The 23,349-nt window shown below is 63.6% G+C and carries 19 protein-coding genes and 1 tRNA gene; 13 read left to right on the top strand and 7 right to left on the bottom strand.

Annotated features, from left to right (window positions below):
* Positions 1–2: 2 nt before the first annotated feature.
* On the top strand, positions 3–1,226 hold the full coding sequence (locus tag JN279_RS11305) for a lytic murein transglycosylase (protein WP_202352782.1): 1,224 nt from the start codon (positions 3–5) through the stop codon (positions 1,224–1,226).
* 27 nt (positions 1,227–1,253) lie between these two features.
* A complete protein-coding gene (locus tag JN279_RS11300) occupies positions 1,254–2,483 on the top strand; it encodes an SGNH/GDSL hydrolase family protein (protein ID WP_202352781.1) in 1,230 nt (409 codons plus the stop codon).
* Here the strand turns inward: JN279_RS11300 and JN279_RS11295 are convergent.
* Both JN279_RS11295 and gltB read right to left on the bottom strand, forming a co-directional pair.
* Positions 2,480–3,934, bottom strand: a complete 1,455-nt coding sequence (locus tag JN279_RS11295; RefSeq protein ID WP_096449946.1) for a glutamate synthase subunit beta — start codon at positions 3,932–3,934, stop codon at positions 2,480–2,482. The genes JN279_RS11300 and JN279_RS11295 overlap by 4 nt on opposite strands.
* Before the next feature lie 142 nt (positions 3,935–4,076).
* Entirely contained in the window at positions 4,077–8,807 is a 4,731-nt protein-coding gene (gene gltB, locus JN279_RS11290; protein ID WP_202352780.1) for a glutamate synthase large subunit, read from the bottom strand.
* Positions 8,808–9,322: 515 nt separating this feature from the next.
* Between gltB and JN279_RS11285 the strand changes: the two genes are divergently transcribed.
* Entirely contained in the window at positions 9,323–10,375 is a 1,053-nt protein-coding gene (locus JN279_RS11285) for a threonine aldolase family protein (RefSeq protein WP_202352779.1), read from the top strand.
* Positions 10,376–10,456: 81 nt separating this feature from the next.
* On the opposite strand, the gene JN279_RS11280 is transcribed toward JN279_RS11285, so the two are convergent.
* Positions 10,457–10,924, bottom strand: a complete 468-nt coding sequence (locus tag JN279_RS11280; RefSeq protein WP_096449952.1) for an Hsp20 family protein — start codon at positions 10,922–10,924, stop codon at positions 10,457–10,459.
* A 482-nt stretch (positions 10,925–11,406) separates the two neighbouring features.
* Here JN279_RS11280 and JN279_RS11275 point away from each other — a divergent pair, with 482 nt between their 5' ends.
* The 4 genes from JN279_RS11275 (at position 11,407) to JN279_RS11260 (ending at position 13,890) form a co-directional block, all read left to right on the top strand.
* A complete protein-coding gene (locus JN279_RS11275) occupies positions 11,407–12,384 on the top strand; it encodes an alpha/beta fold hydrolase (RefSeq protein ID WP_096449953.1) in 978 nt (325 codons plus the stop codon).
* Between the two features lie 165 nt (positions 12,385–12,549).
* Positions 12,550–12,705, top strand: a complete 156-nt coding sequence (locus JN279_RS11270) for a hypothetical protein (protein WP_202352778.1) — start codon at positions 12,550–12,552, stop codon at positions 12,703–12,705.
* A 3-nt stretch (positions 12,706–12,708) separates the two neighbouring features.
* Positions 12,709–12,954, top strand: a complete 246-nt coding sequence (locus tag JN279_RS11265) for a DUF1127 domain-containing protein (RefSeq protein WP_096449955.1) — start codon at positions 12,709–12,711, stop codon at positions 12,952–12,954.
* 105 nt (positions 12,955–13,059) lie between these two features.
* Positions 13,060–13,890 carry a helix-turn-helix domain-containing protein gene (locus JN279_RS11260; protein ID WP_202352777.1) on the top strand — a complete coding sequence of 277 codons (831 nt, stop codon included), beginning with the start codon at positions 13,060–13,062 and terminating at the stop codon, positions 13,888–13,890.
* A 30-nt stretch (positions 13,891–13,920) separates the two neighbouring features.
* Here JN279_RS11260 and hisN read toward each other — a convergent pair whose 3' ends face one another.
* Both hisN and JN279_RS11250 read right to left on the bottom strand, forming a co-directional pair.
* On the bottom strand, positions 13,921–14,694 hold the full coding sequence (gene hisN, locus JN279_RS11255) for a histidinol-phosphatase (protein ID WP_202352776.1): 774 nt from the start codon (positions 14,692–14,694) through the stop codon (positions 13,921–13,923).
* A gap of 370 nt (positions 14,695–15,064) precedes the next feature.
* On the bottom strand, positions 15,065–16,006 hold the full coding sequence (locus JN279_RS11250) for an N-formylglutamate amidohydrolase (RefSeq protein WP_096457862.1): 942 nt from the start codon (positions 16,004–16,006) through the stop codon (positions 15,065–15,067).
* Positions 16,007–16,169: 163 nt separating this feature from the next.
* On the opposite strand from JN279_RS11250, the gene cpdR reads away from it, so the two are divergent.
* Positions 16,170–16,532, top strand: coding sequence for a cell cycle two-component system response regulator CpdR (cpdR, locus tag JN279_RS11245; RefSeq protein WP_010911372.1), 363 nt, complete (start codon positions 16,170–16,172; stop codon positions 16,530–16,532).
* 105 nt (positions 16,533–16,637) lie between these two features.
* Positions 16,638–16,712 (top strand) — tRNA-Val (locus JN279_RS11240).
* Between the two features lie 350 nt (positions 16,713–17,062).
* Here the strand turns inward: JN279_RS11240 and JN279_RS11235 are convergent.
* A complete protein-coding gene (locus JN279_RS11235) occupies positions 17,063–17,269 on the bottom strand; it encodes a hypothetical protein (RefSeq protein ID WP_096449959.1) in 207 nt (68 codons plus the stop codon).
* Positions 17,270–17,498: 229 nt separating this feature from the next.
* Positions 17,499–18,653 carry a dihydrodipicolinate synthase family protein gene (locus JN279_RS11230; RefSeq protein WP_202352775.1) on the bottom strand — a complete coding sequence of 385 codons (1,155 nt, stop codon included), beginning with the start codon at positions 18,651–18,653 and terminating at the stop codon, positions 17,499–17,501.
* Between the two features lie 241 nt (positions 18,654–18,894).
* On the opposite strand from JN279_RS11230, the gene JN279_RS11225 reads away from it, so the two are divergent.
* The 4 genes from JN279_RS11225 to JN279_RS11210 are packed head-to-tail and all read left to right on the top strand — an operon-like array spanning position 18,895 to position 23,342.
* The gene (locus JN279_RS11225; protein ID WP_096449963.1) at positions 18,895–19,953 is read left to right on the top strand and encodes a LacI family DNA-binding transcriptional regulator; all 1,059 of its coding nucleotides are present in this window, start codon (positions 18,895–18,897) and stop codon (positions 19,951–19,953) included.
* 5 nt (positions 19,954–19,958) lie between these two features.
* Complete coding sequence (locus JN279_RS11220) at positions 19,959–20,975, top strand: Gfo/Idh/MocA family protein (protein ID WP_096457865.1); 1,017 nt, start codon at positions 19,959–19,961, stop codon at positions 20,973–20,975.
* Positions 20,972–22,573 (top strand): acyl CoA:acetate/3-ketoacid CoA transferase, encoded by a 1,602-nt coding sequence (locus tag JN279_RS11215; protein WP_202352774.1) that lies wholly within the window; start codon positions 20,972–20,974, stop codon positions 22,571–22,573. The genes JN279_RS11220 and JN279_RS11215 overlap by 4 nt, the downstream gene beginning before the upstream one ends.
* Positions 22,566–23,342, top strand: a complete 777-nt coding sequence (locus tag JN279_RS11210; protein WP_202352773.1) for an enoyl-CoA hydratase/isomerase family protein — start codon at positions 22,566–22,568, stop codon at positions 23,340–23,342. Before JN279_RS11215 ends, JN279_RS11210 begins: the two co-directional genes overlap by 8 nt.
* Positions 23,343–23,349: the final 7 nt, after the last annotated feature.

The raw sequence follows: 23,349 nt of genomic DNA, 5'->3' as shown, positions 1-23,349 counted from the left end.
ACATGTCCGTTCGCAATGCCGCAAAACGTTTCACCAGCGTCATGACGGCCGCCAGCCTCTCGCTCGCTCTGCTGATGCCCGCCGGACCAGCCTTCGCCGACGCCGGTTTCCGGCAGTGGGTCGCCGGCTTCCGCGCCACCGCTGTCGCGGGCGGCGTTTCCGGCGCTGTCTACGACCAGGCTTTCAGGGACATCAAGGAGCCCGATCCGGTGGTGCTGGAAAAGGCCCACACGCAGCCCGAATTCACCGCGCCCGCCTGGGATTATTTCGACAACCGCGTCCATGACCAGTCGGTCGCGGTCGGCCAGCAGATGGCGAAGAAGTGGAAGCCATGGCTGGACAAGATCGAGTCGAGGTTCGGTGTTGACCGCTACATTCTGCTCGCCATCTGGTCGATGGAATCGAACTATGGCGAAATCCTCAAGCGCGACGATATCATGCGCAACGTCATTCGTTCGCTGGCGACTTTGGGCTATGGCGACCCGAAGCGGTCCAAATATGCCCGCACCCAGCTGGTCGCGGCCCTGAAGATCCTGCAGACCGGCGACATCGACGAAAGCCACCTGATGGGCTCCTGGGCCGGCGCCATGGGCCAGACCCAGTTCATTCCCACCAGCTACCAGCATTATGCCGTCGACATGGACGGCAATGGCAAGCGCGACATCTGGAATTCCATTCCCGATGCGCTGGCGACATCAGCCAATCTGTTGAAGAAGAATGGCTGGCAGGCCGGCAAGACCTGGGGCTACGAGGTCACGCTGCCGGCCGGCAAACTGCCCGCCGGATCGAAGACGCTGGCACAATGGCAGGCGCTCGGCGTCGTCAGGGCCAGCGGCAAGCCGTTCAAGACCCTCACCGACAAGGCGACGCTGAAAGTGCCGGACGGCCGTGGCGGGCCGGCCTTCCTGATGATCAGGAATTTTTCGGTCATCAAGGCCTACAACAATGCCGACAAATATGCCCTGGCCGTTGGCCTTCTCGCCGACGAGATCGCCGGTGGCAGCGGCCTTGTCCAGGATTGGCAGCGGCCTTTCACCAAACTCTCCTTCGAGGAAAGGCAGGAACTGCAGAAGCGGCTTTCGCAGCACGGGCTTTATGACGGCAAGTTTGACGGCAAGATCGGTGACGGCACGAAGACCGCCATCATGACCTATCAGGCGAAGGTCGGCTTGACCCAGGACGGCTATCCGAGCATGGAAGTGCTCAAATGGCTCAGGCAAAAATAGAGCCTGTTACGGACTAGGGAGGAATGTTTGGTCTGGGCTATGCGCATTGGGACGCTCGTTCGTCGCATGCCGGTGCTTGTCCTGGCCATCGCCGTGCTCGCTATTGCCGTGGCGGGCACCTTCCATGTGCCGGCCATGGCGCAGGAGCAGCCGCAGCAAAATCGTGGCTGGTCGTTGCGCGATCTTCTATTCCCGCGTCGCAGCGAACGCGTCGAGCCGCCGCTCGACATTCAGAAGGCAAAGCCGAAGCCTCGCAAACCCCGAGTGCCACGTGCGCCGGTCGAACCACAAGTGCCGATAGCTGAGAAGGCGCCAGACGCCCGTACTGTCCTGGTGGTCGGCGACTTCATGGCGTCCGGTCTCGCCGAAGGCCTGGACACCGCCTTTGCCGACAACCCAGCCGTCAGGATCGTCGTGCGCAGCAATGGCTCGTCCGGCTTTGTGCGTGACGATTTCTACAACTGGCCAGAACAGATCAAAACGCTGATCGAGACCGAGAAACCGGCCGCGGTCGTCGTCATGCTGGGCTCCAACGATCGCCAGCAGATGAAAGTGGGGGATGTGCGCGAGCAGCCCCGGTCGGAGAACTGGACCAAGGAATATGAGCGCCGCACCGACGAACTCGGCAAGGCCATCGCCGACGCCAAGGTGCCGTTCCTGTGGGTCGGCATGCCGGCCTTCCGGGTGCCGAAGATGACGTCCGACATGCTGGCCTTCAACGACATCTACCACAAGGCCGCCGAAAGCCATGGCGGCGAATTCGTCGATGTCTGGGACGGCTTCGTCGACGAGAACGGCGCTTTCATCACCACCGGCCCCGACATGAACGGCCAGCCGGTGCGGCTGCGCGCCGATGACGGCATCAATGTCTCCAAGGCCGGCAAGCGCAAGCTTGCCTTCTACACCGAAAAGCCGCTGGCCAAGATCCTGGGCCTGGCCGCACCCGGCAGTGTGGCTCCGGCCACCGCACCCGCCGGTGCCCCCGTCGAGGCGCCTGCGCCGGCCGCCGCACCCATTGTCATCGACCGTACCGCGCCCATGCTGCTCAGCGACCCGGCGCTCGACGGCGGCACCGAACTGCTCGGCGCCGCCCCGCCGGCAAAAGCCAATCCGGCTCTCCCTGGGGAAAAACTGGTGATCGAGGGCAAGGCACCGGAAGCGTCACCCGGACGCGCCGACGATTTCTCCTGGCCACCGAAGGCCGAGCCGCCGGCGACAGCCGCGGCCGCCGACACGACGACGGCGATCACCCCTTAACGCGGCAATACCGACGACCCCATCAGCGCCTCGTCGATCGAGCGTGCCGCCTGGCGGCCTTCGCGGATCGCCCAGACGACCAGCGACTGGCCACGGCGCACATCGCCCGCCGCATAGAGCCGGTCGACGCTGGTCTTGTAGTCACGATCATTGGCCTCGACATTCCGGGAGCGGCGGCTGTCGGTGGTGATTTTCATCTCACCCTCGAGTTCCTTCGCCACGCCCACCGCCGCCGGTCCGGCAAAGCCGATGGCGATGAAGGCGAGATCGGCGCGGATGACGAATTCGGTGCCGGCGATCGGCTTGCGCTTCTCGTCGACCTCGCAGCACTTGACGCCGGTCAGCTGGCCGTCCTCGCCGATGAATTCGAGCGTCGCCACCTGGAATTCACGCTCGGCGCCTTCGGCCTGCGAGGACGAGGTGCGCATCTTGGTCGCCCAGTAGGGCCAGACGGCGAGCTTGTCTTCCTTCTCGGGCGGCTGCGGGCGGATGTCGAGTTGGGTGACGCGCACCGCACCCTGGCGGAAGGCGGTGCCGACGCAGTCGGACGCGGTATCGCCGCCGCCGACGACGACGACATGCTGCCCGCCGGCGATGATCGGATGCGACGGCCACGCCACCGACTGGATCGGCTCGCCGCCGACGCGGCGGTTCTGCTGCACCAGATAAGGCATGGCGTCATGCACGCCACCGAGATCGTCGCCCGGAATGTTGGCCGCGCGCGGTGTTTCCGAGCCGCCGCAATAGAGCACGGCATCATGTTCGGCGAGCAGTTCGGTGACGGGCTTGTCGACACCGACATTGACGCCGCAGTGGAAGCTCACGCCCTCGCCCTGCATCTGTTCGATGCGGCGGTCGATATAGTGCTTCTCGATCTTGAAGTCGGGAATGCCGTAGCGCATCAACCCGCCCGGGCGGCTCTCGCGCTCGTAGACATGGACGTCGTGACCGGCGCGGCCGAGCTGCTGGGCAGCCGCCATGCCGGCCGGGCCGGAGCCGATGATGGCGACCCGCTTGCCGGTCTTCTTCTCCGGCGGATAGGGCCGGATATGGCCGGTTTCATAGGCCTTGTCGGCGATCGCCTGTTCCACCGTCTTGATGGCAACCGGGATGTCCTCGAGGTTCAGCGTGCAGGCTTCCTCGCAAGGCGCGGGGCAGATGCGGCCGGTGAACTCCGGGAAATTGTTGGTCGAATGCAGGTTGCGGATCGCATTGTCCCAGTCCCGGTTGTAGACGAGATCGTTCCAGTCGGGGATCTGGTTGTGGATCGGGCAGCCTGTCGGCCCGTGACAGAACGGAATGCCGCAATCCATGCAGCGCGCGGCCTGTTTCTCGACCTCCTTGTCCGACATCGGCAGCGTGAACTCACGGAAATGCCGGATGCGGTCGGAGGCAGGCTGGTACTTATGCACCTGCCGGTCGATTTCGAGAAAGCCTGTTACCTTGCCCATAGTCCAGTTCCTGCTGTCCAGATGGTGCGGTTTTCGCCGCACCCGTTAACCTCTTGAGGCAGCCATGGCAACCTTGCGCCCGAGGTCAAACTGTCGATGAAGGGGGCCGGGAAGCCTGGGCTCCCCGGCGATTCTCACAAAACTATTCGGCCGCGACGCCCATGCGCATGCGTTCCATCTCGATCAGCGCACGGCGGTATTCGACCGGCATGATCTTGCGGAATTTCGGCCGGAACGTCGTCCAGTCGTCGAGGATCTCGCGGCCGCGCACCGAACCCGTATAGTGGACGTGGTTCGAGATCAGCTGGTAGAGCCGTTCCTCGTCATGGCTGGTCATGTCGCCCGACACATCGACGCGGCCCTTGTGGTCGAGGTCGCCGCCATGGTGCAGCAGCCTCTCCATCAGGTCGTCTTCTTCCGGAACCGGCTCCAGCTCGACCATCGCCATGTTGCAGCGCTCGGCGAAATCGCCCGCCTCGTCCAGCACATAGGCGACGCCGCCCGACATGCCGGCGGCGAAGTTGCGGCCGGTCTTGCCGATGACGACGACGACACCGCCGGTCATGTATTCGCAGCCATGGTCGCCGACGCCTTCGACGACGGCGGCGACGCCCGAATTGCGCACCGCGAAGCGCTCGCCGGCGACACCGGCGAAATAGGCCTCGCCCTCGGTTGCGCCATAGAGCACCGTATTGCCAACGATGATGGAGTCGGCCGCGACGATCCTGGCCTCTTCCGGCGGCCGGATGACGATGCGCCCACCCGACAGGCCCTTGCCGACATAATCGTTGCCGGCACCGACGAGCTCGAACGAGACGCCGCGTGCCAGGAAGGCGCCGAAGGACTGGCCGGCGGTACCGGTGAGCTTCACCTGAATGGTGTCCTCGCGCAGGCCCTTGTGCTTGAAGCGCTTGGCGACTTCGCCCGACAGCATGGCGCCCGTCGAACGGTCGACATTGCGGATGTCGACCTCGATCTTGACCGGCTGCTTGGCCTCCAGCGCGGGCTTGGCCAGTTCGATCAGCTTGCGGTCGAGTACGTCGTCGATCGGATGCTTCTGGCGTTCGGTCCAATGCACCGCTTCATGCGGCGCATCGGGCTTGTAGAACATCTTCGAGAAGTCGAGACCGCGCGCCTTCCAGTGCTGGATCACCTCGCGCTTTTCCAGAAGGTCGCTGTCGCCGATAATCTGGTCGATATGGGTGAAGCCCATATCGGCCAGCAACGCCCTGACCTCCTCCGCCACATAGAAGAAGAAGTTGATGACGTGCTCGGGCGTGCCCTTGAAGCGCTTGCGCAGCACCGGATCCTGGGTGGCGACGCCAACTGGACAGGTGTTCAAATGGCACTTGCGCATCATGATGCAGCCGGCCGCGATCAGCGGTGCAGTCGAGAAGCCGAACTCGTCGGCCCCGAGCAGCGCGCCGATGATGACGTCGCGCCCGGTGCGCAAGCCGCCATCAACCTGCAGCGCCACACGTGAACGCAAGCCGTTCAGCACCAGCGTCTGGTGCGTCTCGGCAAGGCCCATTTCCCACGGGGAACCGGCATGCTTGAGCGAGGTCAGCGGCGAGGCACCGGTGCCGCCATCATAACCCGAAATAGTGATGTGGTCGGCGCGCGCCTTGGCGACGCCAGCCGCGACCGTGCCGACACCGACTTCCGACACCAGCTTGACCGAGACGTCGGCCGCCGGATTGACGTTCTTCAGATCGTAGATCAGCTGCGCCAGATCCTCGATTGAATAGATGTCGTGATGCGGCGGTGGCGAGATCAGGCCGACGCCCGGCGTCGAGTGCCGCACCTTGGCGATGGTCGCGTCGACCTTATGACCGGGCAACTGGCCACCCTCGCCGGGCTTGGCACCCTGCGCGACCTTGATCTGCATGACATCGGAATTGACCAGATACTCCGCCGTCACACCGAAGCGACCCGAGGCGACCTGCTTGATCGCCGAGCGTTCGGGGTTCTTGCCGCCGCCGGGCAGTGGCAGATAGCGGTCGGCTTCTTCGCCGCCCTCGCCGGTGTTGGACTTGCCGCCGATCTGGTTCATGGCGCGCGCCAGCGTCGTGTGCGCCTCACGCGAGATCGAGCCGAACGACATCGCGCCGGTTGAGAAGCGCTTGACGATGTCGGCCGCCGACATGACGTCGTCGAGCGCGACCTTCTTGCGGCCGGTCTCCCCCGCCAGCCTGATCTTGAACAGGCCACGGATGGCCTGGGCGCGAGCCGTCTCGCTGTCGATCTGCGCGGAATACTCCTTGAACGTCTCCCACGAGCCCTGGCGCACGGCGTGCTGCAAGGTGGCGACCGCGTCGGGCGACCACATATGCGCCTCGCCGCGCATGCGGAACAGATATTCGCCGCCGACCTCCAGATTGTTGCGCAGCACCGGATCGTTGCCGAAACCGTCGGTGTGACGGCTGACGGTTTCGCCCGCGACCTCATCCAGCCCGACGCCTTCGATCAGCGTCGCCGTGCCGGTGAAATACTTCTCGACGAAATCGGTCTTCAGCCCGATGGCGTCGAAGATCTGCGCGCCGCAATAGGACTGGTAGGTCGAGATGCCCATCTTGGACATCACCTTGAGGATGCCCTTACCGATCGACTTGATGTAGCGCGACACCACCTCATAGGCATCGACCTCTTCCGGCAGCTCGCCGCGCTTGTGCATGTCGGTGAGCGTGTCGAAGGCGAGATAGGGGTTGATCGCTTCGGCGCCGTAACCGGCGAGGCAGCAGAAATGATGCACTTCGCGCGGCTCGCCGGATTCCACGACCAGGCCGACGGAGGTGCGCAGACCCTTGCGGATAAGGTGATGATGCACCGCCGCCGTCGCCAGCAGCGCCGGAATGGCGATGCGGTCCGGCCCAAGCTGGCGGTCGGACAGGATGATGATGTTGTAGCCGCCGGCGACCGCTGCCTCCGCCCGCTCGCAGAGCCGGTCGATGGCGCCCTGCATGCCCGCGGCGCCCTCATTCGAGCCATAGGTGATGTCGATCGTCTTGGTGTCGAAACGGTCCTCGGTGTGGCCAATGGAACGGATCTTTTCGAGATCGCCATTGGTCAGGATCGGCTGGCGCACTTCGAGCCGCTTGCGGCGCGAATTGCCGACCAGGTCGAAAATGTTCGGCCGCGGCCCGATGAACGACACCAGGCTCATCACCAGCTCCTCGCGGATCGGGTCGATCGGCGGGTTGGTGACCTGGGCGAAGTTCTGCTTGAAATAGGTGTAGAGCAGCTTCGACTTGTCCGACATCGCCGAAATCGGCGTATCGGTGCCCATCGAACCCACGGCTTCCTGGCCGGTGGTCGCCATCGGCGACATCAACAGCTTGGTGTCTTCCTGGGTATAGCCGAACGCCTGCTGGCGATCGAGCAGGCTGACATCCTTGCGCAGCGCGCGCGGTTCAACCGGCTTCAGATCTTCGAGGATGAGCTGCGTGTTGGCGAGCCAGGTCTTGTAGGGATGCCTGGTGGCGATCTCCGACTTGATCTCCTCGTCGGGCACGATGCGGCCCTTGGCAAGGTCGATCAGGAGCATGCGGCCGGGCTGCAGCCGCCACTTCTTGACGATCCTCTCCTCCGGCACCGGCAGCACGCCGGCCTCGGAAGCCATGATGACGCGGTCATCGTCGGTGACGATGTAGCGTGCCGGGCGCAGTCCGTTGCGGTCGAGCGTGGCGCCGATCTGGCGGCCATCGGTGAAGGCAACCGCGGCCGGCCCGTCCCACGGCTCCATAAGGGCCGCATGGTATTCGTAGAAAGCCTTGCGATCGGCATCCATGAGCTTGTTGCCGGCCCAGGCTTCCGGGATCAGCATCATCATGGCGTGGCTGAGGCTGTAGCCGCCCTGGAACAGGAATTCGAGCGCATTGTCGAAGCACGCCGTGTCCGACTGGCCGTCATAGGAGATCGGCCACAGCTTCGAGATGTTGTTGCCGAACAGTTCGGAATCGACCGAGGCCTGGCGCGCCGCCATCCAGTTGTTGTTGCCGCGCACCGTGTTGATCTCGCCATTGTGCGCGACCATGCGGTAGGGGTGCGCCAGCTTCCACGATGGGAAGGTGTTGGTCGAAAAGCGCTGATGCACCAGGATCAGCGCGGTCTCGAAGCGCGGATCCTTGAGATCCTTGTAGTAGGCACCGACCTGATAGGCCAGGAACATGCCCTTGTAGACGATCGTGCGCGCCGACAGCGACACGCAATAGGCGCCGATATCCTTGTTGTCGTTCTCGGCATAGATACGGCCGGAGATGACCTTGCGCAGCAGATAGAGCCGGGCTTCGTACTCCTCGTCATCGGGAATTTCAGCCGTGCGGCCGATGAACACCTGCCGGTGGAACGGCTCGGACGCGACGATATCGGGCGCCTTCGACAGCGACGAATTGTCGACGGGCACGTCGCGGAAGCCGATGAGCGGCAGCCCTTCGGACTGCGCCGATTCGGCAATGATGTCCTCGATATGGGCGCGCAGCGCCGCGTCCTGCGGCATGAACCAGTGTCCGACGCCATACTGGCCCGCTGGCGGCAGTTCGATGCCCTGGGCCGCCATTTCCTCGCGGAAGAACTGGTCGGGAAGCTGCACCAGCACACCGGCGCCGTCACCGACCAGCGGGTCGGCGCCGACGGCGCCGCGATGCGTCAGGTTTTCAAGCACGGCAAGGCCGTCCTTGACGATCTGATGCGACTTCACGCCCTTCATGTTGACGATGAAACCGACACCGCAGGCGTCATGTTCGTTGCGCGGATCGTAGAGGCCCCGAGGGGCAAAACCGGTTTGGCCAATGTCGGTTCGCGACATATTTTTGACGGCACCCGCTTTTGTCTGCGCGGCCTGGCCGTTCGTCGCAGAGAGCGTCATGTCCGTCATTGTCCTGTCCTCCATTCCCAGCCCTTCAGGCGCTGGCCAGTTCTTCGGTCGCTAATTTGCCTCGGCAAGCGCTTGGCTCACCCTGATCCTTGCGGCACGTCTTTTCGAAATCCTTGCCGAACCAGGCGGCTTTCCGCATGGTTCGCGTATGGTATCGTACAGGCCAGTGTCTGGCCGTCCACCTGTCGCTCGCAGCAACAGCCGGAGAGGCCAATATGTTACGCCAATCCAGCCTGTTTTGTGCGACAAAATAAGACAGCACTACTGTCCTAAATTTTTATGGCAGAATTCCCCGACGCACACAAGACCGATTCACAAAAAACTTGAGCTTTCCGCGACATAAAATTACGCGAAGTTGAGGGAAAACGTAAGCTTCAGTCGCCGATCCCTTAGCGCTGAGTTGATTGGCTTCAACGGTTTTCCGGCATCTGGCCCCTTGCGGTTGGGGCGTGAAACCGGTCAACTCCGCGCCGATTTCCCCAAAACCCCGACTTCCCCAAGACATAGGCAGATGCATGTTCTTCGCTTCCGACAATTGGGCAGGCGCCCATCCCAATATCGTTGCCGGCCTGTCGGCCGCGGCCGGCGGCTTTGCCACCGCCTATGGCGACAGCGCACTCGACCAGGCGGTTTACCGGCGCTTCAGTGAGATTTTCGAACGCGAAGTCGCGGTCTTCTTCGTGGCGACCGGCACCGCCGCCAACGCGCTGTCATTGACCACCTTCAACAAGCCCGGCGGCATCTCCTTTGCCCACCGCGAATCGCATGTCATCGAAGACGAGTGCGGTGCGCCTGAATATTTTTCCGGCGGCGCGCGCTTGCATGCCGTCGACGGTGCCCTGGGCAAGATCGACCCGCACAATCTGGAACGGGCCATCGGCCGCTTCGCGCCCGAAATCGTCCACTGGGGACGGCCGATGGCGGTCTCGATCACCCAGTCGACCGAGGTCGGCACCATCTACGGCCTGAAAGAGATCGAGACGATTTCGGCCATCGCCAAACAGCATTCGGTGCCGCTGCACATGGATGGCGCCCGCTTTGCCAATGCGCTGGCGGCGCTCGACACGACACCGGCCGAAATGACCTGGAAACGCGGTGTCGACATCCTGTCCTTCGGCGGCACCAAGAATGGCTGCTGGTGCGCCGAGGCGATCGTGCTGTTCGATCTCGACCGCGCCAAGGAATTGACCTTTCTGCGCAAGCGCGCCGCCCAGCTGTTTTCGAAGTCGCGCTTTGTCGCCGCACAGTTCGAAGCCTATTTCAAGGACGGCCAGTGGCTCGACACCGCGCGCCACGCCAACGCCATGGCCGCCCGCCTCGCGGCGGCGATCGAGGATTCGGCGCACGCGAAGCTGGCCTGGCTGCCGCAGGCCAACGAAGTGTTCGCCGTGATCAAGAAGACGGAAGCCGAGAGGCTGCAGGCGGCGGGCGCTGCCTTCTACGACTGGCATAAGCCGCACGGCTTTGACGGCCATATCGGCGAGGACGAACTGCTTTACCGCTTCGTCACGAGCTTCGCGACGTCAGCCGAGGAAGTCGACCGCTTCGGCCAGCTGATCGCCGGATAGTCGGTCCCCGAGCAACAAAAAAGCGGCGCCTTTCGGCGCCGCTTTCGTCTCGGGAGGAGACGCTTCTATTCCTAGGCTACATTACGCAGCGTTCTTGGCCTCGATCTGCTTGGCCTTGGCCGGAGCCGACGTGATCGCGATCTTGCGCGGCTTCAGTTCCTCGGGAATGTTGCGCTTGAGGTCGACGAAGAGCAGGCCGTTCTTCAGCGCGGCGCCGACGACTTCAACGTGGTCGGCAAGCTGGAAGCGGCGCTCGAAGGCCCTGGAGGCAATGCCGCGATACAGCAGCTCAGAGCCTTCGCCGGTGCCCTCGTCCTTGCGCTCACCCTTCACGGTCAGCACATTGCGGTGGGCTTCGATCGAGATTTCCTCGTCCGAGAAGCCGGCGACCGCCATGGAGATCCGGTAGGAATCCTCACCGGTGCGCTCGATATTGTAGGGCGGATAGGTCTGCGCGCCATCGGGCTGCGCGAGCGAATCCAGCATGGTGAAAAGACGGTCGAAGCCGACGGTCGAACGGTAAAGCGGGGAAAAATCAACGTGACGCATGAGGTGTTCTCCTGTTGAGCAACATGGTTTGCGTATGGTCGGTGCGAAACCCGTAAGCGGCGTTTCGGCAGGACCAGCGGCCCCAACATTGGCGACCGCATTCCACATTTGGGGAGCGCCTGAATGCATTTCAAGATTTCGCCGGACGGTAAAAAACCGTGCCGCCTGCCCCCTTGATGAACGGCAGATGAACCGGACCTTCGGCGCGCGTTCAGACGGCTGCCGCTAGAGTGACCCCAAGATCAAGGATTGGCGGCGCTGGATTTTCAGAGGCGCCGCAACGAGGCCGAACCGGGTGTTAACGTCCCTTCCTCCCGGATCGACAGGGGCCGGAAGCACGCCTTCGAGCGGCTTCCGGCCTTCCCCGTTACGGTCCCGGCATAAGCCGGATTTGCTTTGCTTTTGATGCGTTGGCGTCTATCACCTTGACGAGGCCAGCCGCGACAGGCTGGCACCCGAAGACGCCGAGCACAAAGCGCCGCATGACGGACCTTCTCCACGACACGCCGCTTTTCCACGAAACCGAGGGCAATCCGCGACCGGAAAACGCCACCGGCGGCTTTTTCATCACGCGCGACCGCAAGAAGATCCGCTATGGCCTGTTCGCGGCGGCGACACGTCCGATGCGGGGCACCGTGGTGCTGCTGTCCGGCCGCAACGAGTGCATCGAGAAATATTTCGAAACCATCCGCGACCTTGCCGCCCGCGGCTTTGGCGTCGCCACGCTCGACTGGCGCGGCCAGGGCGATTCCGACCGGTTGATCCGCGACCGCCAACGCGGCTATGTCCGCTCCTTCCGCGACTACACCGCTGACCTCGAGCAGTTCTTCGAGGAGATCGTGCTGCCCGATTGCCGCGGACCGTATTACATCCTCGCCCATTCAGCCGGGGCGGTGATCGCGCTTCTTGCCGCGCCATCGATGGTGAACCGCGTGCGCCGCATGGTGCTGATCGCGCCATTCCTGACCCTGCCGGACCTGCCGGTCTCGATCACGACAGTCCGCCGCGTCTGTTCGGTTTTCTGCGCTTTAGGGCTGGGCCGGCTCTATGCCGCCTGGGGTCCACGGCCCAGACACACGCTGCCTTTCGAAGCCAACAAGGTGACGTCGGATCCGCAGCGCTATCGCCGCAACACACGCATCTACGAAGAGTATCCGCAAATGGCGCTTGGCGGGCCGACCATCCGCTGGCTGCAGGCGGCGGCGAAGGCGTCGGAAGCGGTCAGCGACCCCGACTTCATGGCTCGGATACAGGTGCCGCTGCTCATCATCGCCGCTGGCGCCGACCAGGTCGTCTCGACCAGGGCGGTCGAGGCCTACGCCAGAAGCCTGAGACTCGGCTCGCTGCTGATGATCGACGGCTCCAAGCATGAAATCCTGCAGGAGGTCGACCTCTACCGCGAACAATTGCTCGCTGCCTTCGATGCCTTCATCCCTGGCTCTGACGACCCGACGGCCTGACCGGCGCCGCAGTCCCATCGCGGGCGGGCATAGCTGACACACCGTTGTCAGGATGATCGGCCAGCCGCTCCTCGCGGCAGGCAAACCGCTAAAGATTCTGACAGCCCACCCCGCCCCGAAATGCTCATCTCAATGCGTCGAATTGAACGCCATGGAGACGAGATCATGACCGAGAAAACCTGCGCCGCCTGCGATTGCCAGCTGGATGCCAATCCGATCCGCGTCAAGGTCGGCGGCAAGACCGTCGAGGTCTGCTGCGAGGAATGCGCGACGGCGCTGAACGAGGCCGGCGCCTCGGCGTCCGGCGTGAGCGAGGATTGAGCCATGCGTACCGATCATGCAGCGGCACAACGCCTGGCTGGACAGGTTCCGGCGCCGCCAGCCCGCACCCAAACCAGCCTGCAGGCCTTGCACGCCCAATGCATCGCGGTGGCGAGATGGCTCACCCGCCAGATGGAGAAGCGCCGAAGCCGGCTCGCCTTGCTGGAAATGACCGACGAACAGCTCAAGGACATCGGTCTGTCACGCGGCCAGGCCTATTCGGAATTCAGGCGCCGCTCGTGGGATTGAGGGACGTCCTTCGAGAAGTCTCCTGACAGGATTGGGCAGGCCGTTTGCATAGAGTGCCCATCGCAATTCCGGAATCATTCCGACGCGAGGGAAAACGCAACGGCCATGTCGCAATTCAGGGTGCAGCTCCTTCTGGACACCGGCGTCGTCAAGGTGCGGGACGTCGTCTGCAGCGGCGAATGCCGGCACAGGAGCGAAGAGGAATGCACTGCAACCACGCATCTGGTGTTTCCCTATCGCGGCGTCTTCGTACGCCATGTCGGCCGCAATGACGCCGTGGCGGAAGCCAATCAGTTGCTGTTCTTCAACGAGGCCGAGGGCTACCAGGTCAGCCATCCCATTGAGGGCGGCGATGCCTGCCTCGACCTCGTCGTCGAGGAAGGCCAGTTGCGGGAACTGGCGCCGAAGGAGCAGTTGCGTTCTGGCGGCGTCCTGGCGTTTCGCCGCCAGCGCCGGCGCATCGATCCGCGTGCGCAGGCGCTGGTGGCACTGCTGCGCCACAGTCTGAGCCGCAATGTCGCCGAAACGCTGGAGGCCGAGACGCTGGCGCTAACCCTGGTGCGGCGCTCCCTCGGCGAGCGCACCTCGCATGTCGCGGGCGCCAGCCCCGGCCGGCAAAAGCTGGTCGACCGCGCCAAGCTCGTGCTGGCGTCGGACCTGTCGCGGCGCTGGACGCTGGCCGAGATTGCCGCCGAGGTCGGCGTCTCGCCTGTCTATCTGACGCAGATATTCCAGCAGGTCGAGGCCATGCCGCTCTATCGCTATCATCTGCGCCTGCGGCTGGCGCGCGCGCTCGACTTGCTCGGCCGCTACGACAATCTGACCACTCTGGGCATGGATCTCGGCTTTTCCAGCCACAGCCATTTCAGTGCGTCGTTCAAGCAGGTCTACGGACGCACGCCGGCGGAGTTCCAGCGCTCGATCAAGCCACGCTGAAGCAACTGCTTCAAAGACAGCGCGGAGATATCAGCCGCGCAGGGCAGCCATGGCGGCCGCGTGAAGCTCCGGCGTCGCCGCCGCCAGCACGTCGCCGCCCTTTTCCGCCGGCCCGCCATCGAAGGTGGTGACAACACCGCCCGCCTTCTCGATGATCGGGATCAGCGCGACGATGTCATAGGGCTTCAGGCCGGGATCGGCGACGATGTCGACGCTTCCCGAGGCGATCATGGCGAAGGCATAGCAGTCGGCGCCGTAGCGGGCGAGCTGGACCTGCTTTTCGAACGCGTCATAGCGCGTGCGCGCCTCGCCCTTGTACAGCGCCGGCGTGGTGGTGAACAGCGTTGCGTCAGCGAGGCTGGTTGTCTTGCGGGTCGAAAGCTTGCGCGGGCCGCCCGGCCCCTCATAGTGCGAGCCCGAGGCGTTGGCGTAGAACAGTTCGCCGGTGAAAGGCTGCGCCATCATGCCGGCGACCGCGTCGCCATCAACCGTCAGCCCGACCAGCGTCCCCCACACCGGCAGGCCGGAGATAAAGGCACGCGTGCCGTCGATCGGGTCGATCACCCAGACATGCCGGCTGGAGATGTTTTCGCTGCCATGCTCCTCGCCGAGAATGCCATGGTCGGGATACTGCGCCGATATCAGCGCCCGGATGGCGCGCTCGGTCTCGCGGTCGGCTTCGGTGACCGGGTCGAAACTGCCCTTTTCCTTGTTGGCCACGGCACCCTGGGCGCGAAAGCGCGGCAAGGTCTCGGCCGCTGCCGCTTGCGCGATGCGGCGCATGAAATCGATGCTGATGTCCAACTGATTCTCCCGCATTGCCGAATGCCCAACCGGGCTCTGCCGACACTTTCCCGCGAAAACAAGCCTGTTTATCGATTTATTCGTCGCGACAGCTGTTGCCCAAATGTCACATCAACGTCATCGAAACGCAATTTCCACATCACTCTGAATTAAAAAAGCCTGAAGGTCGCTTGACATTTGTGCACCGCACAATACCCTCAATCTCGGACAGGTTTTCCTGTCCATGCCCTCCTTGGGCGTTTCCTCCCTAGACTTCGACCGTATCGTGCAAACGATGCGGTCTTTTTTTCGCCTTGCGGCTCCAATGCATGTCGCCCAAAAGTGTTTAGCGGTTTTGGGACAACGACATGCATGAAAACAAGCCGCGATTTCACTCGGCCGCCAGCGGCAGGTCGATGAAGTGATGGTCGGGCATTGCCATCAGATCCGCCGAGAATCGCGTCAGATCATCGGCCAGCGCATCGAAGCCGGCGACCTTCTCGAAGGTCCGTTCATTCATGTAGAGCCCGCGATTGACCTCGATCTGCAGCGCATGCAGATGGCGCGCCGGGCGGCCGTAATGTTCGGTAATGAAGCCGCCGGCATAGGGCTTGTTGTGGGCGACGGTATAGCCCATCGCGGTCAGCAGGCCGATCGCCGTCTCGGTCAGGGCCGCGGTGGCGGAAATGCCGAAACGGTCGCCGATGATGAAATCAGGCCGCAGGCCGCTGTCGCCGACGCGGATGCTCGCCGGCATCGAATGGCAGTCGATCAGCACGGCAAAGCCGAAACGGGCGTGCGTCCTGGTCAAAAGCCGCTTCAGCGTCTCGTGATAGGGCTTGTAGACGGCCTCGATGCGGGCAACGGCCTCGGCCAGCGGCAGCCGGCCGGAATAAATGTCGAGCCCCTCGCCGACCAGCTTCGGCACGGTGCCAAGTCCGCCCGCCACCCGCGCCGAGCGGATGTTGCAGAAGGACGGCACCGGCTCGGCGAACATGCGCGGATCGAGTTCCCACGGCTCGCGGTTGACGTCGAGATAGGCGCGCGGGAAGTTCGCCGCCAGCATCGGCGCGCCGAGCGCCACGGCGCCGCCGAACAATTCATCGACATAGCAATCCTCCGAGCGGCGGATGGCGTTGCGGTCGAGCCTCGCCATGGCGAGGAAGCGTTCCGGATAGTAGCGGCCGCTATGTGGTGAGTTGAACAGGAAGGGGACGCGCTGCTCGGCGCCCGATCGGATTTCGAAGGGTTGAACGACCGCAAAATCCTCGGCTGCCGTCTTCAATTTGCACGAACCCGAAAACACCGATGCATCATCGTATGAAACTGCCACCTTGCTGGCCGCATGTCCAGCATTTCGCCATCCGCATCGCCTTGCCGAATGCGGATAATGCTTCGCCGCGTTCACTTGATGTTTACCGTCACCTCCTCATATACAGGATGGTTAACGGGCCTGCCCGACGGCAGTCTCGAGCGGGTGATTCGGACGGGATATCATGGCACGCATTCTTCTGGCGGAAGACGACGACGATATGCGTCGTTTCCTCGTCAAGGCGCTGGAACGCGCCGGCTACCAGGTCAGCGATTTCGACAATGGCGCCAGCGCCTATGAGCGGCTGCGCGAGGAACCGTTCTCGTTGCTGTTGACCGACATCGTCATGCCGGAGATGGACGGCATCGAACTGGCGCGGCGCGCCACCGAGATCGATCCCGACCTCAAGGTCATGTTCATCACCGGTTTTGCCGCCGTTGCGCTGAACCCGGATTCCAAGGCGCCGAAAGACGCCAAGGTGCTGTCGAAGCCCTTCCACCTGCGCGATCTCGTCAACGAGGTCGAGAAGATGCTGCACGCGGCCTGAGCCGCCTTCCGCTGAGGCATCGCCGCTGCGGCGAGACGACGCCTTCTTTCCTTTTTCTCGCTATTGACGCGCCGGACCAAAAATGGTGTATGCGCGGCTTCGGATGGGCGTGTAGCTCAGCGGGAGAGCACTGCATTGACATTGCAGGGGTCACAGGTTCAATCCCTGTCACGCCCACCATCCTTTCAAACACATAGGCGATAGCTCTGCCGGGTTTTTTGCCGATCGCGTCGGCCGCTCCACGATAGTGGCCGGATCGAGCCACCATTGTCGGTCGCCGTTTCCCACGCCGTCCTGAACAAGCGTGAGCGACCGGAATCCTTGTCGGCTCAGATGGTCGTTGTTCTTGGCGGGCGTCCAATCGGTCGGCCGTCATCTATTCGGCCGATGCGCTGGATCAAGGAGGGCGCCACATTCAAACCGATCCTCTCGGATCGTTGGACATCCCAAAGCCGGTCCAGAAAGCCCCGCTTGACTCCCGGTCGGCGGGGTTTTTCATGCGTTCAACTCGCTAAAACGAGTGGCTGGCGCTAACGACGCGGTCGGGCTTTCGGCCCTGGCGAGCTTTCCGCCGGGTTTGCCGCCAATTTGGCGAATCGCCGATCTCTTAGCCACAGGAACTTCCCTTTTGCCAGGAGTTCATCGCGGTCGCCATCATCCGCGGTCGTTTGGCCATACGTCGCAGCAATCAGATAGTCGGCTTTGTTCGTTCTATAATCCTCTTTTTGCACAGACATCGTTTCCTCCCAGTCTGCGGCCTTTCCCTCCTTTGGCCAGACGGAGGAATTAACTGCCGGTACGTGGCGCGAGTCCACCAATTGGGGATTGTATTAAAATGATACACGTCAGGTCACGGCGAACCGCGGACCTGGCACTGGGCGCCGAGATTGTAGATCTCGCAGGGCTGCGTCTCCCGCACCTCCCCAAATCCCCCTCAGGGGATTCGTCTGGCCCGATTGGCCCGGCTCAAACACCCGCGACCGCGCACAGGCTCCTCATCCGCGATATGGCCACGTCCGGATCGGCCAGCAGGCCTGCCTGGTCGGCAAGCTGAAAGATTTCGGCATAGTGGCGGATGCCGCGCGCCGACTGCATGCCGCCGACCATGGCGAAATGGTGCTGGTGGCCGTTCAGCCAGGCCATGAAGACGATGCCGGCCTTGTAATATTCGGTCGGCGCCTCGAAGATCTTTCGCGACAGCGGCACCGTCGGCGCCATCAGCGCGTTATAGCCGACCCGATCGCCCGCGGCGAGCCTTGCCAGGGCGGCGTTGGCGACCGGCGCGATGGCATCGAAAATGCCAAGCAGCGCGTGCGAATGCCTGTTGCCGTCGCCGGCGATCAGTTCGGGATAGTTAAAGTCGTCGCCGGTGAACATCACGACGCTGTTCGGCAGGCGGTTGCGCAGCGCGACCTCCTTGCCGGCATCGAGCAGCGATATCTTGATGCCTTCGACCTTGCTGGCGTGGCGCTCAATGATGGCGACCACCGTATCGAGCGCGGTCTCGAAAACGCCGCTGCCCCAATAGCCCTTCAAGGCCGGGTCGAACATGTCGCCCAGCCAGTGCAGGATGACCTTGCCGGAGGCCTGGCTTAAGATGCGGTCATAGACGGCGGCATAGTCGTCCGGCCCCCTCGCGACAGCCGCCAGCGCGCGGCTGGCCATCATGATCGCCTTGCCGCCCTGTCCTTCGATGAAAGCGAACTGCTCCTCATAGGCGCCAATCACATCGTGCAGTGTCCTGGCCGCCGCCGGTGCCAGATGGTCGGTTCCGGCACCCGAGGCGAGATCGGCGCCATCGACGGCGCGGGACTCGGCGATCGACCGGCGGATCAATTCTTTTGCATTTGCCCAGTCGAAGCCCATGCCGCGCTGCGACGTGTCCATCGCCTCGGCGATGCGGAAGCCGAGCCGCCACAAATGGTGGCGGAACGCCATCGTCCTGTCCCAGTCGACAACGGGTCGCGACCACGGATCGGTCATTTCGAGGGGATCGGCGACGACATGCGCGGCGGCATAGGCGATGCGCGAAAACCGCGCGCCGGTCACCGGCTGCACCGGTTGTCCGACAAGCGTGTAACGGGTGCTGCGGCCACCCTCACCTGGCAAGGCAATGTCCATGGATCTCTCCCTTCGCAGCGCCTATAAATGGAACGTTCCAATAAATCAAGAACCTTTAAGATTCGAATTGGCCCGGAGACGATTGCTGCAATGCAGCACAAAAATCCTTGGTCGACATACTGTTGGACCACGTATGATCGCCTTTTCGGTTGGAGGAAAAAATCTCGATTGACTCCTCCATAGGGCCGAGATTAGAACGTTCCAATAAATTTGATCGAGAAAACCGGGAGGATGCATCGGGATGGCCAGCCGGGCCAAGGCGACGATATTCGACATTGCCCGCGAGGCGGGCGTGTCCAAATCGACGGTATCGCTCGTGCTCCAGGGCAGCGGGCTGATTCGGCCTGAGACCGCGGTCAAGGTGCGCAAGGCGATCGAGGATGTCGGCTATGTCTACAACCGCGGCGCCGCCAACCTGCGCAAGGCCCATTCCAACGTCATCGGCATGGTCATCAACGATCTCACCAATCCGTTTTTCGCCGAACTGGCGGTCGGCATGGAGCGTGTCTTCCAGTCGGCCGGCATCGTGCCTTTCATCGGCAACACGGCGGAGAATCCGGTGCGCCAGGAAGAGGTGCTGAAGTCGCTGATGGAGCAGGGCGTCGCCGGGCTCATCGTGTCGCCGGCGCGCGGCACCACGCCAGGCGCTTTCCGGCGGCTGGAGATGGCGGGTGTGCCGGTGGTCTTCGCCATGCGCCGCTTGCCGGAAAGCCGCATCCCGGTGATTGCGCCCGACAATCATCGCGGCGCCTATCTCGCCACCGCCCATCTGATCGGCAAGGGACATCGCCGGCTCGTCTTCTTCGGCGGCTCGTCCGATCTGGTTGTCTATCACGAGCGCCTTGGCGGATTTCGCGAGGCCTGCGAGACGCAAGGCATCGCCGCGCGCGACGCGCTTGTCGTTGAGGGGGAGACCAGTCGCAGAGGTGGTATCGCGTGTCTCGAAACGGCTCTGGCGATGGCTGAACCGCCGACCGCTGCCCTCTGCTTCAACGACGCCGTCGCCTTCGGCGCCATGCTGGCGTTGCGCAAGCGTGGGCTTGAGCCTGGTGCGGATTTCGCCATCGTCGGTTTCGACGACGTCGCCGAGGCCGAGCACTATATGCCGGCTTTGACCAGCGTCGCCGTGGACTCCGCGGGACTCGGCGAACGCGCCGCCCATGTCATGCTGAAGATGATCCAGTCGCGCACCACGCGGGCCGAAGACCACATCGGCGCGGTCAATCTCGTGGTCAGGGAAAGCTGCGGTCCGGATCGCCGCACGCGAAACAGGCCTGCCGGAGCGGGAGGCGCCGCGTGAGTGTCCTGAATGTCAAATGGGGGCTGATTGGCGCCAGCACGATCGCCAGGCAATTCATGATCAATGCCATCCGCGCGCAGGCCGATGGCAAGATCGCGGCGGTGATGAGTTCCAGCCCGGAGCGGGCCCAGGCATATGCCGTGGAAAACAACATTCCGCTTGCGGTCTCGACGCTTGACGAGCTCCTTGGCGAGGATATCGACGCCGTCTACATCTCGACCACCAACGAACTGCATCTCGATCAGGCGCTCGCGGCGATCAAGGCAGGCAAGCATGTGCTGTGCGAGAAGCCCCTGGCGCTGACCAGCGCCGATGCACGCAGGATGGTCAGTTCGGCCAAGGCCGCGGGCATCGTGCTCGGCACCAACCATCATCTGCGCAATGCCGGCGCCCATCGCGCCATGCGTGAGGCGATCGCAGCGGGGCGCATCGGCAAGCCGATCGCCGCGCGCGTCTTCCATTCCGTCTATCTGCCGGAGAATCTGCAGGGCTGGCGCATCACCAAGCCCGAAGCAGGCGGCGGCGTGGTGCTCGACATCACCGTGCACGATGCCGACACGCTGCGCTTCGTGCTTGGCGACGACCCGGTCGAGGTCTCGGCCTTCACGCAGGCCGCCGGCATGGCCGGCGGTGGGTTGGAAGACGGTGCCATGTGCATCTGGCGCTTCAAATCGGGCCTTATCGCCCAATCGCATGAGGGCTTCACCACCAAATTCGCAGGCACCGGCTTCGAAGTGCATGGTTCGGAAGGCTCGCTGATCGCCAGCAATGTCATGACCCAGAAGCCGGACGGTTCGGTGCTGCTGCGCACGGACAAGGGTGAGGAGCAATTGAGCTTCGACCGCGAGGATCTCTACACGAGATCCGTGCGTCAGTTCCATGCCGCGATCCACGGTGTCGGCCAGCCTGCCGCCACCGGTGAGGATGGCATCTGGTCGCTGGCCTCCGCCGAGGCGGCGCTTCAATCGGCCAGCTCCGGCAAGGCCGTCCAGATCGACCCGAAACTCGGGAGCATGAATTGAGCAAGGTCGTCTCCGCAGCACAGGCAGCCAGCCTGATCAGGGATGGCATGGTCGTCTCCGTGTCGTCATCGAGCGGCCTTGGCTGCCCGGACGCGGTGCTGGCCGCCATCGGCGAACGCTTCGACGGGGAAGGCCACCCAAAAGATATCACCACGCTGCACCCGATCGCCGCCGGCGACATGTACGGCATCAAGGGCATCGATCACCTGGCCAAGCCCGGCCTGTTGAGGCGCACGCTGTGCGGCTCCTATCCGTCCGGCCCCTCCTCCGCCGAGCCGCCGCAGATCTGGAAGATGATCGGCGACAATTCGGTCGCCGCTTACAATGTGCCGTCCGGAATCCTGTTCGACATGCATCGCGAGGCCGCCGCCAAGCGACCGGGCGTGCTGACCAAGGTCGGTCTCGACACGTTTGCCGATCCGCGCCATCAGGGCTGCGCCATGAACGCCGCCGCCAGCGAACCGATCGTCTCGGTGCAGCAGTTCGACGGCGAGGAATGGCTCTATTTCCGTTCGATCGTGCCAAACATCTCGATCATCCGCGCCACCACGGCCGACGAGCGCGGCAACCTCACCTATGAGCATGAGGGCGCCTATCTCGGCGGCCTCGAACAGGCGCTCGCCGCCCGCAACAATGGCGGTATCGTCATCGCGCAGGTCAAGCGAGTCGTCGAGAACGGCACGCTGAAGCCGCATGATGTGCGCGTGCCCGGCGTGCTGGTCGACCATATCGTCGTCGCGCCCGACCAGTTGCAGACGACGCTGACGCCTTACGATCCGGCCATCTCAGGCGAGATTTTCAGGCCGCTGTCGACCTTCCGCAATGCCGAGATGAACGTCCAGAAGGTGATCGCCCGCCGCGTCGCCATGGAATTGCGCGACGGCATGGCCGTCAACATCGGCTTCGGCATCTCCGCCAATGTGCCGCGCATTCTTCTTGAGGAAGGCCAGCACGGCAAGGTCACCTGGGTGATCGAACAGGGTGCGGTCGGCGGCGTGCCGCTGCTCGACTTCAAGTTCGGCTGCGCCTCCAATGCCGAGGCGATCATGCCCTCGCCGCACCAGTTCATCTATTTCCAGGCCGGCGGCTTCGACGCCTCGCTTTTGTCCTTCCTGCAGATCGACCGCCATGGCTCGGTCAACGTGTCGAAGCTGTCTGCGCGGCCGCATGTCACCGCCGGCGCCGGCGGCTTTGTCGACATCACCGCGCGGGCGAAGAAGATCGTCTTCTCCGGCTTCTTCAACGCCGGCGCCAAGCTTTCGCTGGCCGATGGCGGCATCCGCATCGACGCTGAAGGCAAGGTCAAGAAGGTGGTCAACGAGGTCGAGCACATCTCCTTCTCCGGCAAGCGCGCGGTCGCTCAAGGCCAGGACATCACCTATGTCACCGAGCGTTGCGTGATGAAGCTGACCCCTGACGGCCTGATGGTCACGGAACTGGCGCCCGGCATCGACCTCGAACGCGACGTGCTGGCGCAGGCCGAGATGCCGCTCGGTGTCGCCAACGATCTCAAGGTGACGCCGGCAGCGCTCTATCAGGACCGGCCGATCGGCCTGGCGCTCAATGGCGGCGCCTCGCTCGGAGGCGCGCATGGCTGAGCGCCTCGTCACCTTCGAAAGGGATGGCGCCATCGGCATCGTCACCTTGCACCGGCCGGAAAAGTTCAACGCGCTCGACATCCCGATGCTGCGCGCTCTCGAAGTCGCGCTCGACGAAGCGGAATTCGCCGAAGGCGTCCGCGTCGTACTGATCCGCGGCGAGGGCAAGGGCTTTTGTGCCGGCGGCGATGTCGAGGCCTGGGGCGCGATGAGCGCGGCCGATTTCCAGGTGCAATGGGTGCGCTACGGCCATCGTGTCTTCGACCGGCTGGCGCGGTTGCGGCAACCGACGATCGCCGTTCTGTCCGGCCATGCGCTGGGCGGCGGGCTGGAACTGGCGGCCGCCTGCGATTTTCGCGTCGCCGAGGCGCATGTAAAAATGGGCTTCCCCGAAACCTCGATTGGCGTCGTGCCCGGTTGGTCCGGCACGCAGCGCGCAGTGCGCCGTTTTGGCGCGCAAACCGTGCGGCGCATGGCGCTGGGTGGCGAGACGCTTCTCGCTCCCGAAGCGCTGGCCCTGGGCGTGGTCGACCGTGTGGCTGAGACCGGCGGTGGCTTGACCGAAGCCAGAAGCTGGGCCGAAAAGATCGCCGAACGCGGTCCGCTGGCAACGGAAGCCGCCAAGCTGATGATCGCGGTGGCCGAAGGCGAGGAAAGTGCCGCCGCGACCGAAGCGCTGGCCAGCGGCTTCATCGCGCTCACCGGCGACCTCAAGGCTGGCGTGAGCGCCTTCAAGACCAAGCAGAAGCCTGCATTTTCAAGAAGCTAGAGAAAAC

The organism is Mesorhizobium sp. 113-1-2, assembly GCF_016756475.1.
In the GTDB taxonomy this organism is placed as follows: domain Bacteria; phylum Pseudomonadota; class Alphaproteobacteria; order Rhizobiales; family Rhizobiaceae; genus Mesorhizobium; species Mesorhizobium loti_C.
Note: the sequence above shows the minus strand (reverse complement) of the source record. Positions and strands in the feature narration are given on the sequence as shown.

Excerpts from the sequence above, each read along its gene's own strand:
- JN279_RS11265 (WP_096449955.1), top strand. The coding sequence starts at position 12,709 with ATGCGTACCGATCATGCAGCGGCACAACGCCTGGCTGGACAGGTTCCG.
- JN279_RS11270 (WP_202352778.1), top strand. The coding sequence starts at position 12,550 with ATGACCGAGAAAACCTGCGCCGCCTGCGATTGCCAGCTGGATGCCAAT.
- cpdR (WP_010911372.1), top strand. The coding sequence starts at position 16,170 with ATGGCACGCATTCTTCTGGCGGAAGACGACGACGATATGCGTCGTTTC.
- JN279_RS11305 (WP_202352782.1), top strand. The coding sequence starts at position 3 with ATGTCCGTTCGCAATGCCGCAAAACGTTTCACCAGCGTCATGACGGCC.
- JN279_RS11210 (WP_202352773.1), top strand. The coding sequence starts at position 22,566 with ATGGCTGAGCGCCTCGTCACCTTCGAAAGGGATGGCGCCATCGGCATC.
- JN279_RS11235 (WP_096449959.1), bottom strand. The coding sequence starts at position 17,269 with ATGTCTGTGCAAAAAGAGGATTATAGAACGAACAAAGCCGACTATCTG.
- JN279_RS11285 (WP_202352779.1), top strand. The coding sequence starts at position 9,323 with ATGTTCTTCGCTTCCGACAATTGGGCAGGCGCCCATCCCAATATCGTT.
- gltB (WP_202352780.1), bottom strand. The coding sequence starts at position 8,807 with ATGACGGACATGACGCTCTCTGCGACGAACGGCCAGGCCGCGCAGACA.
- JN279_RS11260 (WP_202352777.1), top strand. The coding sequence starts at position 13,060 with ATGTCGCAATTCAGGGTGCAGCTCCTTCTGGACACCGGCGTCGTCAAG.
- JN279_RS11230 (WP_202352775.1), bottom strand. The coding sequence starts at position 18,653 with ATGGACATTGCCTTGCCAGGTGAGGGTGGCCGCAGCACCCGTTACACG.
- JN279_RS11295 (WP_096449946.1), bottom strand. The coding sequence starts at position 3,934 with ATGGGCAAGGTAACAGGCTTTCTCGAAATCGACCGGCAGGTGCATAAG.
- JN279_RS11280 (WP_096449952.1), bottom strand. The coding sequence starts at position 10,924 with ATGCGTCACGTTGATTTTTCCCCGCTTTACCGTTCGACCGTCGGCTTC.
- JN279_RS11275 (WP_096449953.1), top strand. The coding sequence starts at position 11,407 with ATGACGGACCTTCTCCACGACACGCCGCTTTTCCACGAAACCGAGGGC.
- JN279_RS11225 (WP_096449963.1), top strand. The coding sequence starts at position 18,895 with ATGGCCAGCCGGGCCAAGGCGACGATATTCGACATTGCCCGCGAGGCG.